Genomic DNA, 16,953 nt, shown 5'->3' with positions numbered 1-16,953 from the left:
AAGCCTGTTATAATCCTCGTTGCAACATGTGCGCGCCGATGTTATAAGACATGTTCTAACATGGAGCATGGTTATGAACACGGTCGTGCGCAAGATCGGCAATTCGGAAGGCGTCATCCTGCCGAAGGAACTGCTTGAGCGCCTGCATGTCAAAGCCGGAGACCAGTTGGCGATCATCGAAACGGCGAATGGTCTCACTCTGGAACCCGTCGACGACAGCTTCGAGCAGCAGATGAAAGCCGCCCGCGAGATCATGGACAAGTACAAGGTCGCGCTGCAGAAGCTTGCCGAATGACCTGGCAGTTTCTGATCCGCCGCGCGGTGGAGGCCATGCACGCCGAGCAATTGCGGCGGCATGGCGGAGCACATGGGCTAAGGGACGAAAACGCCCTCGAATCGGCCCTCGCCCGCGCCGAGAACAAGGCCGCCTATGGCGAACCGACGATCCATGAACTTGCGGCCGCTTATGTCTTCGGCATCGCCAGGAATCATGCTTTCGTGGACGGCAACAAGCGGACCGCCATCGTGGCGGCCGGCGCCTTCCTTCTGATCAATGGCCACACGCTGACGGCAGACAACGGCACGGTCTACGAATTCGTCATGGGCGTGGCCGCAGGCGAGATCGACGAGGAGGGAGCGGCGGCTTTCTTTCGCGATCACACCGCGCCGGTCGAAGCCTGAAGCACCTCACTTTAGACCGACGATCTCCCATTCCTTGCCGTTGACGCTCACCGCGTCGCCGCTGGAACGTCCGAACAGGGCCCTCGCCATGGGCGAGACGTGCGAGATCGTGCCCTGCGCCGGGTCGGCCTCGTCCTCGCCGACGATGCGCCAGGTCGCGGCGCTGCCGTCCTCGGCCTCCAGTTCCACCGTCATGCCGAAGCGCACCACGTCGCTGCCGTCCTCCGGCACGGAAAGCTCCGCGCTTTCGCGGCGGGCGTTCCAATAGCGAAGGTCGCGCGAGATCATGGCGATGCGCTCGCGGTCGCCTTCGGATTCCGCCCTGGCGAGTGCCTCGCGCAGGCCGGCAAGCTCGGCCTCGATCCGGGCGAGTCCCGTCGGCGTGACAAGGTTGCGATGTTGGCTGACCGGCCGTTCGCCGATGCCGGCGATGGCGTTTTCGCTGTCTTCTTCGCGCGTGAATGCTCTGCTCATGGACCTGAACCTAGAAAAGGAAAAGTGGCATCACAAGCCACGGGCGGATGCGCATATCCGCGCACCCGGCGGCGTGGTCCGTGCTATGACAAACCATAACATGGGAAATCGGTTCCCGATGCTGAACAGACGCAAACTTCTCGCAGGCACCGCCGGCTTCATGGGCCTGTCGCTCGGCCGCGCGGCGGCAAGCCAGCCGGCCGGCCTCGAACTCGCCGCGCTGCGCGGCTTGCGCGACGCCACGGAACTGGGCGTGCGGCCCGACGCGACCGACGACCAGAGCAAGGCGTTCGAGCGCATGCTGCGCAGGGCGGCGGAAGGCGACCAGCCGCTGTTTCTGCCGCCCGGCACCTATGTGGTTTCGAACATCCCGCTTCCGGCAAGGGTGCGGCTTTCGGGCGTGCCGGGCGCGACGCGCATCCTGCTCGGCGGCGCGGGCCACCTGATGCGGGCTGCGAGCGCCGACCATATCGAGCTCTCGGGCCTGACATTCGACGGCGGCAAGCTGCCGATGGAAGGAGACGCGCAAGGCCTGCTCGACCTCGCCGCCGTCGGCCGTCTCGCCATGGACGATTGCCGCGTCGCCGGCAGCGCCGGCAACGGGCTCAGGCTCGAGCGGGTGGCCGGACGGATCGAGCGCTGCACGCTCTCGGGCATCGGCGACGCCGGCATCTGGTCGGTGGACGCGGCCGGCCTGACGATCGCCGGCAACAATATCTCGGATTGCGGCAATGGCGGCATATTGGTGCACCGCCGGGAAACGGGCGAAGACGGCACCATGGTCACCGGCAACCGCATCGCGCGCATCATGGCGAAGTCCGGCGGCACCGGACAGAACGGCAACGGCATCAACGCCTTTCGCGCCGGCGGCGTGGTCGTTTCCGGCAACGTCGTCGCCGATTGCGCCTTCTCGGCGATCCGCGCCAACAGCGCCAGCAACCTGCAGATCAGCGGCAACACCTGCCTGCGCTCGGGCGAGACCGGGCTCTATTCCGAATTCGCCTTCGAGGGCGCGATCATCTCGGCCAATATCGTGGACGGCGCGGCCAACGGCATCTCCATCGTCAACTTCAACGAAGGCGGGCGCATGGCCGTCTGCTCGGGCAACATCGTGCGCAACATGTCGACGACCGGCCCATACCCGGCCGAAAACGGCGGCTTCGGCACCGGCATCAGCGTGGAGGCCGACACCACCGTGTCCGGCAACGTCGTGGAAAACGCGCCGCTTTCCGGGCTGCAACTCGGCTGGGGCCCCTATCTGCGCAATGTCGTGGCCACCGGCAACATCATCCGCAAGGCGGGCACCGGCATCGCCGTGTCGGTGGTGGAAGGCGCGGGCGCGACGATCATCGCCGACAACATCATCGAGGACGCCGAAAAGGGCGCGATCATCGGCCAGCGCTGGGCCGACCCGGTGACGGGCGATCTGGCGCAGATCGGCAACGCCGGCTACCGGCATCTGACGGTCGAACGCAACCGCGCGGGCTGAAGTGCTGGAATCAGGCGAGCGCCGCCGTCGGCCGCAGCGCGCCGACATGCCTGTCCATGCGGTTGCGAAGGGTCGGGTTGGCAAGCCCGGTCAGCTTCGCAGCCGCGTCGTCCTTCCCCAGCAGCTTCGCCAGCACGGCCGCGATCATCACCTCGGCGGCGCGGATCTCGCCGTCGTCGCATTTCAGCGCAATGCCGAGCCCAAGCTCCGGCAAAGCCGCGCAATAGACACCCTCGGCGCCGACCTTGACGAAAATCCGGCCGGGAGCGGCCTGCATCAGGGGCACGTCGCCGCGCCCGGTGCCGGCGACGAGAAAGGGCTCGGCCATGCAGGCAGACAGCAGGCGCTTCGCCGCGCTGGCCCGCTCGGGGCCGAGACGCGCGCCGGTCGCCATGCGGGCGAAGCCGTGCGCGAGGTTCTTCAGCGGCACGGCGTAGGTGGGGATCGAACAGCCATCGATGCCGCGGTTTTCCTCGCCATGCGCGGCGCCCGTCACCGCAACCATGGCCTCGCGCACCATTTCCTGCGAGGCATGTCCGGCCCCGACATAGCCGCGATGGTCGATGCCGGCGTGGCAACAGGTGCAAAGAAAGCCGGAATGCTTGCCCGAGCAGTTGTTGTGCAACTGGTTCGGCCGCCCGCCTGCGCCGGCCAGCGCAATGGTCGCGGCCTCGCTGGTCGGCCAGTGCGCGCCGCATTCCAGCGCCGTTTCGTCCAGTCCGGCCCTGGCCAGCATGGCACGGGCCAGTTCGACATGTTCCGGCTCGCCGGAATGGGAGGCGCAGGCCAGCGCCAGTTCGCGATTGCCGAAGCCGTAGGCGTCGGCCGCGCCCGTCTCGATCAGCGGCAGCGCCTGGATGGCCTTGACCGCCGAGCGCGGAAAGACCGGGCGGTTCGTGTCGCCGATCTCCCACACGGCTTTGCCATCACCATCATAGACCGACACCGCGCCGCGATGGGCGCTTTCGACCATGGCGCCGCGCAGCACCTCGACCAGAACCGGATTCATGTCTCACCCCCTGCTGTCACGGCAAAGTCCTATTGCCTCGCGGCGCCGGCGGCAAGGTAAAGGTATTCGGGCGGAAACGCCCGAGCCGATCCGCCTTGCGGCTCGACCCTCCCCGCAAGGGAAAGGATAAAACGTCAGCGGATTCGATCCAGGATCGACACGTAGTTGGCCACCGCCGCGCCGCCCATGTTGAAGACGCCGCCGAGCCTGGCGCCCGGCACCTGCATGCCACCCGCCTCGCCGACAAGCTGCATCGCGCTCAGCACATGCATGGACACGCCGGTCGCGCCGATGGGATGGCCCTTGGACTTCAGCCCGCCGGACGGATTGACCGGCAGCTTGCCGTCCTTGGCCGTATAGCCTTCCATGGCAAGATTCGCGCCCTCGCCGCGCCTGGCCAGTCCCATCGCCTCATATTCGATGAGTTCCGCGATGGTGAAACAGTCATGCGTCTCGACGAAGGACAGGTCGGCCAGCGTCACGCCGGCCTTCCTCAAGGCGCGCTCCCAGGCCTGTTCGCAGCCCTCGAACAAGAGAATGTCGCGCTTCGACATCGGCAAAAAGTCCTGCACGTGCTCGTTGGCGCGGAAGGCGACGGCGCGGCGCATGCGCAGGGCGGTGTCGGCGTCGGCCAGCACCAGCGCGGCGGCGCCGTCGGAAACCAGCGAGCAGTCGGTCCGCTTCAGCGGCCCGGCGACATAGGGGTTCTTCTCGCTCTCCTGCCGGCAGAAGTCGAAGCCGAGATCCTTGCGCATCTGCGCATAGGGGTTCTCGACGCCGTTCCTGTGGTTCTTGGCCGCGATCATGGCCAGCGCGTCGGACTGGTCGCCGTGGCGCTGGAAATAGGCCTGCGCGATCTTGCCGAAGACGCCCGCGAAGCCGGCCGGCGTGTCGCCGTCCTCCGGCAGATAGGACGCCTTCAGGAGGTTCCTGCCGATCTCGGGACCGGGCGTGGTGGTCATCTGCTCGACGCCGACGACCAGCACGACGCGGGCGGCGTTGGACTCCAGGGCGCGGATGCCCTGCCGCACCGCCGCCGAACCGGTGGCGCAGGCGTTCTCCACGCGCGTCGCCGGCTTGAAGCGCAGCCGATCGTCGGTCTGGAGCACGAGGCTTGCGGTGAAGTCCTGCGGGGAGAAGCCGGCGTTGAAATGGCCGAGCACGATCTCGTCCACGTCCTCAGCGCCGATGCCGGCATGGTCCAGCGCTTCCGCCGCCACCTTGGTGATCATGCCTTCCAGCGTCTCGCCTTCCAGCTTGCCGAAGCGCGAATGCGCCCAGCCGACGATGCATGCGGTCATGGCTCGTTCCTTCCAGATGCTTCCCGGATGCCGGGTCCGCCGCGCCCGCGTCTCCCGCGGGCGTTTCCCTCAAGATGGACATCGCGCGGCGCCGCGTAAAGGCCAGTTCGGGGCTGGCACAAGCTTTGGTGCGATTTTTGTTGATTGATGCGTCAATAAAAAATAAACTAGCCGCGAGGGAGAAGGAAATTGCCGAAAGTCGGAATGGAACCGCTGCGCCGCAGGGCGCTGATCGACGCGACGATCTCGGCGATCGGCGAACGCGGCTCGCTCGACGTCACCATGTCGGAGATCGCCGGCCGCGCCGGCGTTTCCCCGGCGCTGGCGCATCATTATTTCGGCGCGAAGGACGAGTTGCTGCAGGCCACCATGCGCCATCTGCTGTCGGAATTGGGCGCCGACGCGCGCGCGGCGCTGCACGACGCGACCGGCCCGTTCGAGCGCGTCAGGGCCGTCATCGCGGTGAACTTCTCCGACAAGCAGTTCCAGGCCGAGACCATCGCCGCATGGCTCGCCTTCTATGTCGAGGCGCAGAGATCGCCGGCGCTGCGCCGCCTGCTCAGGATCTATGCGGTGCGGCTGCATTCGAACCTGATGAGCGGGCTCGTGCGCGTCATGGCCCGCGGCGAGGCCGAGCGCGTGGCCGAAGGCATCGCGGCGCTGATCGATGGCTTCTACATCCGCCGCGCGCTGAAGGACGGCGCGCCGAACGCGGCAAGCGCCATCTCGGTGATCGAAGACTATCTCGAAACCAAGCTTCTACAGCAGAAAGCGGACCAATGAGCTCCCGCCCCAACATCCTCATCGTCATGGTCGACCAGTTGAACGGGAAGCTGTTCCCGGACGGCCCGGCCGACTTCCTGCATGCGCCGAACCTGAAGGCGCTGGCCGCCCGCTCGGCCCGCTTCCGTAACAACTACACGGCCTCGCCGCTGTGCGCGCCGGGCCGCGCCTCCTTCATGAGCGGGCAATTGCCGTCGCGCACCGAGGTCTATGACAACGCCGCCGAATTCGCCTCCTCGATCCCGACCTTCGCGCATCATTTGCGGGCCGCCGGCTATCACACCGCGCTTTCGGGCAAGATGCATTTCGTCGGCCCCGACCAGTTGCACGGCTTCGAGGAGCGGCTGACGACCGACATCTACCCGGCCGATTTCGGCTGGACGCCGGACTACCGCAAGCCGGGCGAGCGCATCGACTGGTGGTATCACAATCTCGGCTCCGTCACCGGCGCGGGCGTGGCCGAGATTTCCAACCAGATGGAATATGACGACGAGGTCGCCTTCCTCGCCGCGCAGAAGCTCTACGAGCATGCGCGCGCTTCCCAGGACCCGCAGCGCCGCCCCTGGTGCCTGACCGTCTCCTTCACCCATCCGCACGATCCTTACGTCGCGCGGCGCAAATACTGGGACCTCTACGAGGACTGCCCCGAGCTGGAGCCCGAGATCGGCTTCATCGCGAAGGAAAGCCAGGACCCGCATTCGCAGCGGCTCTACCTCGCCAGCGACTACGACAGCTTCGACATCACGCCCGAGCAGGTGCGCCGCTCGCGCCGCGGCTATTTCGCCAACATCTCCTATCTGGACGACAAGGTGGGCGAACTCATCTCGGTGCTCGAGCGCACCCGCATGCTGGACGACACCCTCATCCTGTTCTGCTCCGACCATGGCGACATGCTGGGCGAGCGCGGCCTGTGGTTCAAGATGTGCTTCTACGAAGGCTCGGCACGCGTGCCGCTGATGGTCGCCGGTCCCGGCGTCGCGCCCGGCCTGATTGCGGCGCCAACCTCCAACCTCGACATCTGCCCGACGCTCTGCGACCTCGCCGGCATCGACATCGCCGGCATCATGCCGTGGACCGACGGGGAATCGCTCAAGCCGCTTATTAAGGGCCGCAAGCGCACCGCGCCGGTGCTGATGGAATATGCCGCGGAAGGCTCCTATGCGCCGCTGGTGGCGATCCGCGACGGCAAATACAAGTTCGTGCATTGCGAGATCGATCCGCCGCAACTGTTTGATCTGGAATCGGATCCGCTGGAACTCACCAACCTGGCCGCCGATCCGGCCAATGCCGCGCTGGTCGCCGGCTTCATGGAAAAGGTGCGGGCGCGCTGGGACATGGCCGGTTTCGACAAGGCGGTGCGCCAGAGCCAGGCGCGGCGATGGGTGGTCTATCCGGCGCTGCGCAACGGCTCCTACTTCCCGTGGGATTTCCAGCCGCTCCGGCAGGCATCAGAGCGCTACATGCGCAACCACATGGACCTCAACGTGCTCGAAGAGCAGAAGCGTTTCCCGAGAGGCGAATAGGCATGCAGGAAGCGGATTTCGTCATCATCGGTTCCGGCTCGGCCGGCTCGGCCATGGCCTACCGGCTGTCGGAGGACGGCAAGCACTCGGTCATCGTCATCGAGTTCGGCGGCACGGACGCCGGCCCGCTGATCCAGATGCCCTCGGCGCTGTCGATCCCCATGAACATGGCGCGCTACGACTGGGGCTTTTCCAGCGAGCCGGAGCCGCATCTGGGCGGGCGCGTGCTGGTCACCCCGCGCGGCAAGGTCATCGGCGGCTCCTCCTCGATCAACGGCATGGTCTATGTGCGCGGCCACGCCCACGATTTCGACCACTGGGCCGAGCAGGGCGCGGCCGGCTGGAGCTATGCCGACGTGCTGCCCTACTTCAAGCGCATGGAGAACTCCCATGGCGGCGAGGACGGCTGGCGCGGCGCCAGCGGCCCGCTGCATGTCCAGCGCGGGCCACGCACGAACCCGCTCTACGCCGCCTTCGTCGAGGCCGGCAGGCAGGCGGGCTTCGAGCTGACCGACGACTATAACGGCTCCAAGCAGGAAGGCTTCGGGCCGATGGAGCAGACCATCCACAACGGGCGGCGCTGGTCGGTCGCCAACGCCTATCTGCGGCCCGCGCTGAAGCGGCAGAACGTCAGGCTGATCAGTGGCTTCGCGCGGCGCGTGGTGATCGAGAATCAACGCGCGGCGGGCGTCGAGATCGAGGCGCGCGGACAGGTCCAGGTGATCAGGGCGCGCCGCGAGGTGATCGTCGCCGCCTCCTCCATCAACTCGCCGAAGCTGCTGATGATGTCCGGCATCGGACCGGCGCGGCACCTGAAGGACAACGGCATCGCCGTGGTCGCCGACCGGCCGGGGGTGGGCGCCAACCTGCAGGACCATCTGGAGCTTTACATCCAGCAGGAAGCGACCAGGCCCATCACGCTCAATTCCGTGCTCAACCCCTTCTCCAAGGCGCTGATCGGCGCGCGCTGGATGTTTTTCAAGACCGGGCTCGGCGCCACCAACCATTTCGAGGCGGCAGCCTTCGTTCGCTCCAGGGCGGGCGTCGATTATCCTGATATCCAATATCATTTCATCCCGGCCGCCGTGCGCTATGACGGCAAGTCGGCCGCGAAATCGCACGGCTTCCAGGCGCATGTCGGGCCGATGCGGTCGAAGTCGCGCGGTTCGGTGACGCTGCGCTCGCCCGACCCGAAGGACAAGCCCGTCATCCGCTTCAACTACATGTCGCATCCGGACGACTGGAGCGACTTCCGCCACTGCATCCGCCTGACCCGCGAGATCTTCGGCCAGGCGGCGTTCGATCCCTATCGCGGCGAGGAGATTTCGCCCGGCCGAAGCGTGCAGAGCGACGCCGAACTGGACGGATTCATCCGCAATCACGTCGAAAGCGCCTTCCATCCCTGCGGCACCTGCCGCATGGGCCGCAAGGACGACGCGACGGCCGTGGTCGATCCCGAATGCCGGGTGATCGGCGTGGACGGCTTGCGCGTGGCCGATTCCTCGATCTTCCCGCGCGTCACCAACGGCAATCTGAACGGCCCGTCGATCATGACCGGCGAAAAGGCGTCCGACCACATCCTCGGCCGCACGCCGCTCGCGCCGTCCAACCAGGAGCCCTGGATCAACCCGCGCTGGCAGACGAGCGACCGGTGAGCAGCGGTTCTACCCTCCCCCTTGTGGGGAGGGTCGGCGCGCAATTGGAGCGACGCGGAAATTGCAAGACGGGGTGGGGGTTGTTCGTGCAGACTTGGCTTCCACCCCCACCCCGGCTTAAACATCTCGCCGGCTCGATGTCTTCGCCGACCCTCCCCACAAGGGGAGGGTAAAGCTCCGCGCTGGCAGGCGAGCGACAGGTAGCGCGTTTGCCACCCCTCTGCCGGCAGGCCAGAGGGGGGTATGATATCATCCAACTTCACCAGACCCGGGATCTTCTCATGAAAGCCCAGCCCAAGGCATCGCATTACATCAACGGCCGCTTCGTCGAGGACGAGCAGGGCGCGCCGCTGCCCGTGATCTACCCCGCGACCGGCGAGACCATCGCCACGCTGCATTCGGCCACGCCCAACGTCGTGGAACTGGCGGTCGAGGCCGCGCGCGCCGCGCAGGGCGCCTGGGCGCGGCTGAAGCCGGTGGAGCGCGGGCGCATCCTGCGCCGCGCCGCCGACCTGCTGCGCGCCCGCAACGACGAGCTTGCGCGGCTGGAAACGCTCGACACCGGCAAGGCGATCCAGGAAACGCTGGTGGCCGACGCGCCCTCCGCCGCCGACTGCCTGGAATATTTCGCGGGCGCCATCGGCGCCTACAATGGCGACTTCATCGATCTCGGCGGGCCCTTCGCCTATACGCGGCGCGAGGCGCTGGGCGTGTGCGTGGGCATAGGCGCCTGGAACTATCCGATCCAGATCGCCGGCTGGAAGTCCGCCCCGGCGCTCGCCATGGGCAACGCCATGGTGTTCAAGCCGTCGGAGAACACGCCGCTTTCCGCACTTGCGCTGGCCGAGATCTACACCGAGGCAGGTCTGCCGGACGGGCTGTTCAACGTCGTGCAGGGCTATGGCGACGTCGGCGGCGCGCTGGTCGAACACGATGCGGTGGCCAAGGTTTCCGTCACCGGCTCGGTGCCGACCGGCCGCAAGGTGCTGTCGCTCGCCGGCTCGAAGATGAAGCACGCCACGATGGAGCTCGGCGGCAAGTCGGCGCTGGTCGTGTTCGACGACGCCGACCTCGAAAACGCCATCGGCGGGGCGATGCTCGGCAATTTCTACTCCACCGGCCAGATCTGCTCCAACGGCACCCGCGTGTTCGTGCAGAAGGGCCTGCACGACCGCTTCGTGGAGCGTCTCGTCGAGCGCACCAAGAAAATCCGCATCGGCGATCCGCTCGATCCCGAGACGCAGATGGGGCCGCTGGTCAACAGGGCGCAGCGCGACAAGGTGGTCGATTACATCAGGATCGGCCGGGAAGAAGGCGCGCATCTGGCCTGCGGCGGCAACGTGCCCGCCTTGCAGGGCTTCGACGGCGGCTGCTTCGTGGAACCCACCGTCTTCACCGGCGTGAAGGACGACATGCGAATCGCCCGCGAGGAAATCTTCGGGCCGGTGATGAGCGTGCTTTCCTTCGAGCATGAGGACGAAGTGGTCGAGCGCGCCAACCGCACGGAATTCGGTCTGGCCGCCGGCGTGTTCACGCGCGATTTGCCGCGCGCGCACCGGGTCATTTCGGAATTGCAGGCCGGCACCTGCTGGATCAACGCCTACAACCTGACCCCGGTGGAAATGCCTTTCGGCGGCTACAAGCAGTCCGGCATCGGCCGCGAGAACGCGCTGGAGGCGCTCGGCCACTATTCGCAGGTCAAGTCCGTCTATGTCGAGACCGGAGACGTCGCGAGCCCCTATTGAGGCTCAACGTCTCCGCCGTCAGGCGATCGAAGGTCATCTTATGTGAAATCGACCCCACTCCGGTTTTGCTTCGCAAACCGGAGTGGGTTGCGTCATTCCGGGCGACCGGAGCGCAGCCCGGGAAAACCCCGGAATCCGCCCCGGAACGTTAAAGCCAAGAGCGGAAAGGTTGGTATCAGTCCGGCGCTGTCACGGAATGGTCCCGGACAGCCGCCTCCGCTCCGCTCGGGCCGCTTCCGGGATGACGGCGGAGACAACACCACCAAGGCGTCGACGCATCGGCGCCTCTATGCCGGGGCCGGGTTCTCCGCCCGCAGCCGTGCTTCTCTGCCAGGACCGCGCAGCCAAGGGATGACGCGGCTGTCGCGCCTACCCCTCCCCGGTGCTGTCCAGATACTGCGTGAGCGCGCAGACGAGGTGGTAGAAGATCGAGGCCGGCACCTGCTTGGCCAGCGAGCGGCCGCGCGCGTCGATGCGGTCGATCCACAGGCCGGTCGGCGCGGGGTCGATGTGCCAGCGGAACAGGCGCCCCACGCGCGCCTCGATCTCGGGCTTGAGGTCGGGGCCGCCGGCGCTGTCCAGCGCGATCGCGGCCTTGATCGCCTCGGTCTGCGGCCAGCTTCGCGACACCGTGTCCATCGGCATGCCCTGCCGGCTGACGGAGCCGTAGGCCAGCCCCGTGGCGCGGTTCAGGCCGCTGGCGATGGCCGAGGCATAGAGCTTGCGGGCATAGGCCGGCAGGTCCGCCTGGCCGCTGCGCGCCGCGAATTCGACCAGCAGCGAGGCCCATTCGAAATGATGGCCGGGCTCGGTCACCTCGCCGCGCTCGCCCTTGGCCGGCTTCCAGTCCGAAGCGAAATATTCGCCCAGCGTCCAGCTTTCGGCATCGAAGAAATGATTGCGGAACAGGTCCACCACGCGTGCGGCGCGGCGCAGATAGGTGCGCTCGCCCGTCGCCTGATGCCAGGCCAGAAACGCCTCCAGGAGGTGCATGTGCGGGTTCGAGCGCCGCTCGCCCTCGCCCTCGCCGCGTGCTTCCAGAAATCCGGTTAGCCGATCGTCCTCCAGATGGGAATCGAGAAAGGCGAAGGTCTCCTGCCCCAGCTTCAGCGCATCCGGGTTGCCGCACATATGCGCGTGCGCCAGCGCCAGAAGCACGCAGGAATGGTCGTAGGCGTCCTCCGTGGCATCGGCCACCGAACCGTCCACGTTGAGCGTGCGCACCCAGCCGCCGCTGTCGGTGCGGCCGTTGCGGGCCATGAAGCCGATGCCGTGGGCGATCAGCCTGTCGGCGGGACCATCCCAGCCGCGCGCCTTGGCCACCGCGAAAGCGTAGACCTGGCGGGCCATGGTGCGCATGCGCTTGGGCTTCGGCAGCGGCACGGCGTCGAAGCCGAGCGCCTCGTGGAAACCGCCATGGCGCTCGTCCACGCCGATCGTGGACCAGAGCGGCATGGTTTCCTGAAACAGCCAGTGGCGCACGCGCCGCCGCCATGCGCCGTTTTCGAGCACACGGTCGTGCGCGGGCGTGAACTTGGTCTCCAGCCGGCCGCTCTTTTCGAGCTGCTCCACCACCTTGCGCACGTTCTGGCTGTGGCTGACGGGGGCGACGAAGGTGGCGTCCGCCGTCGAGACGATGGCGATGTCCTTCAGCCCCACCGCCGACAGCAGCCGCCCTTCCGAGCGGATGTAGGAGTTCTCGCAATCGATGGCGACGACGTCGCCCAGCACGACATTGCCCTTGTCGTCGGAGGGGCTGAGGTCAAGCAGCGACTGCCAGGAGCCGAGGTCGTTCCAGCGGAAACCCGCCGGCACCATGGCGATGTCCTTCGCCTGCTCCATGATGGCGTAGTCGATGGAGATGGAAGGGATCTCGGCATAAAGCTCCTGCGGCATGTAGAGCCCGGACAGGTCCGTGCTCGCGGCCGCGAAAGCCGCCTCTGTCGCCGCCCAGATGTCGGGCCGGTGCGCCGCGAAGGCCGCCCGCATGGCGCTGGCCCGGAACAGGAAGATGCCGGCGTTCCAGTAGAAATTGCCGGCTTCGACATAGCCGCGCGCGGTGTCGGCATCCGGCTTTTCGACGAAGCGCACGACCTCGAACGTGCCGCATTGCTCCCGCCCCGCCTCGATATAGCCGTAGCCGGTTTCCGGCTGGGTCGGCGTCACCCCGAACACCACCAGCCGGCCGTCGCGGGCAGCCGGCACGCCGGCTTCCACCGTCTGCCAGAACTGCGCCGTGGTCGAGATCTCATGGTCGGACGGCACCACCAGCACAAGGCTGTCGCCGAATTCGGAGAGCGTGCGCAGCGTCGCCAGCGCCACGGCGGCGGCGGTGTTGCGGCCCATCGGCTCGAATAGCGCCGAGCCGCCGGCCAGATCGAGCCCGGCAAGGTCGGCGCCGACACGGGCGGCGTGGCGCTCCGAGGCGATCAGGAACACCGGCGCGGCCCCGTCCGGGCGCGCGGCCAGCCGGCGCAGCGTCTTCACCAGCATAGAGCCGTCGCCGGAAAGGTCATGGAACTGCTTGGGGTTGTCCTCGCGCGACAGCGGCCAGAGGCGGGAGCCGACGCCGCCGCTCATGACGAAACTGACGATGCGCTGGCCGGCGGCTGGATTATCCGGCATCAGTCGTTGCCCGCCGCCTGACATTCCGACACGCACTCAGCTTGGCCTTCAATCATCGCTCCCAAAACACCTTCCCCTCAAAAGGTCTGGTTGTACGGTCCGACTTCCGGACTGCGGCGCAGCACGGCGTCGAGCGCGTCGAACATTTCACGGCGGCGTTCGGCCGAGACCGGGCTTTCCACCACCACGACCAGTTCCGGCTTGTTGGAGGACGCGCGCACCAGCCCCCAGGTGCCGTCCTCAGCCACCACCCGCACGCCGTTGACGGTGACGAGGTCGGCGATCTCCTGCCCGGCAAAGATCTCGCCCTTCGCCTTCATCGCCTCGAAATCCGCCGTCACCCGCGTCACGACGCCGTATTTCCTGTCGTCGTCGCAATGCGGCGACATGGTCGGCGTGCCGTAGGTCACCGGCAGCTCGCGGTAGAGATCGGCCATGGTTCTTGCGGGATTGCGCTCGAGCATGGCGCAGACCGCGAGCGCCGTCACCAGTCCGTCATCATAGCCGCGCCCGAAGGGCGGATTGAAGAAGAAGTGGCCGGATTTCTCGAAACCCGCCACCGCGCCGAGTTCGGCCACGCGCCGCTTGATGTAGGAATGGCCGGTCTTCCAATAATCGGTTGTCGCGCCGTTGGCCTTCAGCACCGCGTCGGTCTGGAACAGGCCGGTGGACTTCACGTCCACCACAAAGGTCGAGCCGGGATGCAGCGCGGAGATGTCGCGCGCCAGCATGACGCCGACCTTGTCGGCGAAGATCTCGTGGCCCTCATTGTCCACCACGCCGCAGCGGTCGCCGTCGCCGTCGAAGCCGAGGCCGACATCGGCGCCCACCTCCAGCACCTTGTCACGGATGGCGTGCAGCATCTCCATGTCTTCCGGGTTCGGGTTGTAGCGCGGAAAGGAATGGTCGAGTTCCACGTCCAGCGGCACCACCTCGCAGCCGATCCGCTCCAGCGCCTCGGGGGCGAAGGCGCCGGCCGTGCCGTTGCCGCAGGCCGCCACCACCTTGAGCCTGCGATGAAGGCGCCTGCCCTGCGTCAGGTCGTCCAGATAGCGGGCGCGGAAATCCGGCACGAATTCGTAAGCGCCGCCGCCCGGCAGATCGAAATCGCCGTCGAGCACGATCTTCTTCAGGGCCGACATTTCTTCCGGCCCGAAGGTCAGCGGCCGCTGCGCGCCCATCTTCACGCCGGTCCAGCCGTTTTCGTTGTGCGAGGCCGTCACCATGGCGACGGAAGGCACGTCGAGCGCGAACTGCGCGAAATAGGCCATGGGCGACAGCGCCAGGCCGATATCCTTCACCTTCGCGCCGGCCGCCATCAGGCCGGACACCAGCGCCAGCTTGATCGACAGCGAATAGGCTCGGAAATCATGGCCGGTAACGATGCCGGGGCCGACGCCCATGCGCCGGATCAGCGTGCCGAGCCCCATGCCCAGCGCCTGCACGCCGATCAGGTTCAGCTCCGGCGCCTTGTCCGAACCAGGACGGCCGAACCACCAGCGCGCGTCATATTCGCGGAACCCCGACGGCTTGACCAGCGCCGATGTTTCGAAGGCGAAGCTGTTGGGGCGGGCGTCTGCGACGATGCTGAAGGTCAAGGCAACCAAACTCCAAACGCATATGCATCACGGCGGCAATCGCAGTTTCCGCCGGCCAAGCCGCCTTTCTAGGACCATTGCCTAACGGGATGCTTAAACGCCAGCGGCAAAGCGTGGGAAAAGCTAACGAATTACCACCGGTCCGGCGCCATTCCCGCTTGCAGGAACGGAATGCGGCGGCTATAAGCCCGCCGTCTGGTCACGGAGTGTAGCGCAGCCTGGTAGCGCACCTCGTTCGGGACGAGGGGGTCGCAGGTTCAAATCCTGCCACTCCGACCAGACCGAAAACCTCCCATATTCGACACGCTATCCAGCCGACGCGTACCCATTGCTTGCGCTAGTAACCGCGCAAGCGGATCAATCGCGCAATCTTTGCAACTACCAACGACAACTGCCGACGTCAGCAATTGGTCTGGAGTTTGCAGAGCATGCCGGATTTATCTTGACTTCCTAAATTATCTTTCCCATCACCCGATCTGGGGATTAGGATGGGGCATGGGGCCGTGGAAGCAGAGCATACCACGTATAATGACGTAACTTTCGGCGACATACTTGCCAAATTGTGGAAAAGCAGAGGGCTTTTCCTGATCGTACCTGCATTGTTCGTTTTGCTCGCATTGGCGGGCGTCACGATGTGGAGTCTGAAGCTTCGCGCTCCGATCGTGTACTATGTCAGTCTGAAAGGAATTCAGGACGACAGCTATCCGAACGGCGCCAGGTTCTCTCCGCACGACCTGCTGATCCCTCAGGTGATTGATTCGGTCGCAAAGCAATTCTCGATCGAGGATCGACATGCGCTTCGTCAGGCACTTCAAGTGCGCTACGGCTCCGTGCTGGAAGGCAGTGTGAACGAGAAATTCCGCCGCCTGCTTGCGAGCAAAGCGCTGACAACGGCCGAGATCGACGCAATAAACGAGCGATACGCCACCGAACTTACGAAGGTCGTGAAATCGGGGCTTCGAATCGATTTCGATAACGTATCGGCCGGCGTGGACAGTTCGGTCGGCAAAGCGATCGCCGCAGCGATCCCCGAGACGTGGACAAATATCTATCCGCAGTTGTTCAAGGTCACTCTCGACACCAAGCTCCACGACGTCTCCGTTGCCAGAAACGCGATCGAATTCAGAGACAGCGCCGGCCTGCTGGCGGCCAACCATGCGATTAGAAATCTTCGTCGCGGTCTTGAGATCATGTCCGCCGACGATCGTCTAAATTCCATCAAGACAGCAGAGGGAAGCGACAGCGAGAGCCTCCTTCAGGATCTCAACGCTTTCTCGACGCAGTTTTTCGATCCCATTTTTCATTCGTCGAAGAACGATGATCCGATCTCCGCTTCTTACAAGCGGCAGGGCGAATTCGAGGTTGCCAGCCTGCAGCGTCAGGTGGCCGGGCTGAACGAGACGATCAGCGACCTGCAGAACTTCCGGGTCGTGAAGCAGAATCTCCAGCCGGCCCCCGCCGACACGCAGATTGCCAGCAGCGGCGGCGTCCAACTCAACGACAGCGGCATCAACGAGATAGCGGTTCTCGTCGAACGAGCCACTCTCGCCGATTATCTCAAGGAGATATTGAACAAGCGGCAGGAAAAGCTTGCAGCTATTGCAGACCTTCAGAAAGAGATCGAGATTCTGAACAGCCCGCTGGATGCCGACATAGACGCGAGCTTCAAACAAAGCGCTTCGCAGCAGTTCAACCTGATCGCGACGCAGTATTCGGAACTTCTCTCGCTCTCGCGCCAAAAGCTGGCCGAAAGCATCGGGCGCATGTATGTCGCGGTCTCCTCGCCTGCCGTGGAGGGGGCGACCTTTCCCAAACGCTCAATGCTCGCGCTTATATTCGCCGGAATTCTCGGGCTGATCGTTGCTACCGTTGCCGCGCTTGTGCGTTCGGAAACGGCCAAGGCAAACCGCCGGACGTCGCCGTCGATCGTCGCTGTCCTGCCGGACAAACTCACCGCATCCTGATCGCTCGAACCGGGCCGGTCCTGAAGGGATCGGCCGGTTCCGCGTTCAGGGCGAGGTGCCGGAAATCCTGTATCGAGTTTCACACTGGTGCGGGATTTCTGCTGGC

At 65.7% G+C, this 16,953-nt stretch carries 13 protein-coding genes and 1 tRNA gene; 9 read left to right on the top strand and 5 right to left on the bottom strand.

Features of this window, described 5'->3' with window-relative positions:
* The first annotated feature begins 73 nt into the window (after positions 1-73).
* Both QU595_RS04360 and QU595_RS04355 read left to right on the top strand, forming a co-directional pair.
* Positions 74-295, top strand: coding sequence for an AbrB/MazE/SpoVT family DNA-binding domain-containing protein (locus QU595_RS04360; protein WP_315919424.1), 222 nt, complete (start codon positions 74-76; stop codon positions 293-295).
* Positions 292-681: a type II toxin-antitoxin system death-on-curing family toxin gene (locus QU595_RS04355; protein ID WP_315919422.1), complete on the top strand. Its 390-nt coding sequence runs from the start codon at positions 292-294 to the stop codon at positions 679-681. Before QU595_RS04360 ends, QU595_RS04355 begins: the two co-directional genes overlap by 4 nt.
* A 6-nt stretch (positions 682-687) precedes the next feature.
* Here the strand turns inward: QU595_RS04355 and greA are convergent, their stop codons facing one another.
* Positions 688-1,155, bottom strand: coding sequence for a transcription elongation factor GreA (greA, locus tag QU595_RS04350; protein WP_315919421.1), 468 nt, complete (start codon positions 1,153-1,155; stop codon positions 688-690).
* 118 nt (positions 1,156-1,273) lie between these two features.
* Between greA and QU595_RS04345 the strand changes: the two genes are divergently transcribed.
* Positions 1,274-2,644 (top strand): TIGR03808 family TAT-translocated repetitive protein, encoded by a 1,371-nt coding sequence (locus QU595_RS04345; RefSeq protein WP_315919419.1) that lies wholly within the window; start codon positions 1,274-1,276, stop codon positions 2,642-2,644.
* A 10-nt stretch (positions 2,645-2,654) separates the two neighbouring features.
* Here the strand turns inward: QU595_RS04345 and QU595_RS04340 are convergent, their stop codons facing one another.
* The gene (locus tag QU595_RS04340; protein WP_315919417.1) at positions 2,655-3,653 is read right to left on the bottom strand and encodes an asparaginase; all 999 of its coding nucleotides are present in this window, start codon (positions 3,651-3,653) and stop codon (positions 2,655-2,657) included.
* Positions 3,654-3,787: 134 nt separating this feature from the next.
* Positions 3,788-4,954, bottom strand: a complete 1,167-nt coding sequence (locus QU595_RS04335; protein ID WP_315919415.1) for an acetyl-CoA acetyltransferase — start codon at positions 4,952-4,954, stop codon at positions 3,788-3,790.
* 189 nt (positions 4,955-5,143) lie between these two features.
* On the opposite strand from QU595_RS04335, the gene betI reads away from it, so the two are divergent.
* The 4 genes from betI (at position 5,144) to betB (ending at position 10,660) form a co-directional block, all read left to right on the top strand.
* Entirely contained in the window at positions 5,144-5,737 is a 594-nt protein-coding gene (gene betI, locus QU595_RS04330) for a transcriptional regulator BetI (protein WP_315919413.1), read from the top strand.
* On the top strand, positions 5,734-7,260 hold the full coding sequence (betC, locus tag QU595_RS04325) for a choline-sulfatase (RefSeq protein ID WP_315919412.1): 1,527 nt from the start codon (positions 5,734-5,736) through the stop codon (positions 7,258-7,260). Before betI ends, betC begins: the two co-directional genes overlap by 4 nt.
* A 2-nt stretch (positions 7,261-7,262) precedes the next feature.
* The gene (betA, locus tag QU595_RS04320; RefSeq protein WP_315919410.1) at positions 7,263-8,915 is read left to right on the top strand and encodes a choline dehydrogenase; all 1,653 of its coding nucleotides are present in this window, start codon (positions 7,263-7,265) and stop codon (positions 8,913-8,915) included.
* A gap of 281 nt (positions 8,916-9,196) precedes the next feature.
* Positions 9,197-10,660, top strand: coding sequence for a betaine-aldehyde dehydrogenase (gene betB / locus QU595_RS04315; protein WP_315919409.1), 1,464 nt, complete (start codon positions 9,197-9,199; stop codon positions 10,658-10,660).
* A 369-nt stretch (positions 10,661-11,029) separates the two neighbouring features.
* Here the strand turns inward: betB and QU595_RS04310 are convergent, their stop codons facing one another.
* Both QU595_RS04310 and QU595_RS04305 read right to left on the bottom strand, forming a co-directional pair.
* Entirely contained in the window at positions 11,030-13,285 is a 2,256-nt protein-coding gene (locus QU595_RS04310) for a mannose-1-phosphate guanylyltransferase/mannose-6-phosphate isomerase (protein WP_315919407.1), read from the bottom strand.
* A gap of 77 nt (positions 13,286-13,362) precedes the next feature.
* Positions 13,363-14,883 (bottom strand): phosphomannomutase/phosphoglucomutase, encoded by a 1,521-nt coding sequence (locus QU595_RS04305; RefSeq protein ID WP_315919406.1) that lies wholly within the window; start codon positions 14,881-14,883, stop codon positions 13,363-13,365.
* Between the two features lie 202 nt (positions 14,884-15,085).
* On the opposite strand from QU595_RS04305, the gene QU595_RS04300 reads away from it, so the two are divergent.
* Positions 15,086-15,162: transfer RNA gene (locus QU595_RS04300), tRNA-Pro, on the top strand.
* 224 nt (positions 15,163-15,386) lie between these two features.
* Complete coding sequence (locus tag QU595_RS04295; RefSeq protein ID WP_315919405.1) at positions 15,387-16,847, top strand: hypothetical protein; 1,461 nt, start codon at positions 15,387-15,389, stop codon at positions 16,845-16,847.
* Positions 16,848-16,953 lie beyond the last annotated feature (106 nt).

Origin of the sequence: Mesorhizobium sp. SP-1A (genome assembly GCF_032460275.1) — a bacterium.
Classification (GTDB): Bacteria; Pseudomonadota; Alphaproteobacteria; order Rhizobiales; family Rhizobiaceae; genus Mesorhizobium.
Note: the sequence above shows the minus strand (reverse complement) of the source record. Positions and strands in the feature narration are given on the sequence as shown.

Bases quoted from the DNA above. Each gene is read 5' to 3' on its own strand.
- QU595_RS04360 (WP_315919424.1), top strand. From the start codon at position 74: ATGAACACGGTCGTGCGCAAGATCGGCAATTCGGAAGGCGTCATCCTG.
- QU595_RS04355 (WP_315919422.1), top strand. From the start codon at position 292: ATGACCTGGCAGTTTCTGATCCGCCGCGCGGTGGAGGCCATGCACGCC.
- greA (WP_315919421.1), bottom strand. From the start codon at position 1,155: ATGAGCAGAGCATTCACGCGCGAAGAAGACAGCGAAAACGCCATCGCC.
- QU595_RS04345 (WP_315919419.1), top strand. From the start codon at position 1,274: ATGCTGAACAGACGCAAACTTCTCGCAGGCACCGCCGGCTTCATGGGC.
- QU595_RS04340 (WP_315919417.1), bottom strand. From the start codon at position 3,653: ATGAATCCGGTTCTGGTCGAGGTGCTGCGCGGCGCCATGGTCGAAAGC.
- QU595_RS04335 (WP_315919415.1), bottom strand. From the start codon at position 4,954: ATGACCGCATGCATCGTCGGCTGGGCGCATTCGCGCTTCGGCAAGCTG.
- betC (WP_315919412.1), top strand. From the start codon at position 5,734: ATGAGCTCCCGCCCCAACATCCTCATCGTCATGGTCGACCAGTTGAAC.
- betA (WP_315919410.1), top strand. From the start codon at position 7,263: ATGCAGGAAGCGGATTTCGTCATCATCGGTTCCGGCTCGGCCGGCTCG.
- betB (WP_315919409.1), top strand. From the start codon at position 9,197: ATGAAAGCCCAGCCCAAGGCATCGCATTACATCAACGGCCGCTTCGTC.
- QU595_RS04310 (WP_315919407.1), bottom strand. From the start codon at position 13,285: ATGCCGGATAATCCAGCCGCCGGCCAGCGCATCGTCAGTTTCGTCATG.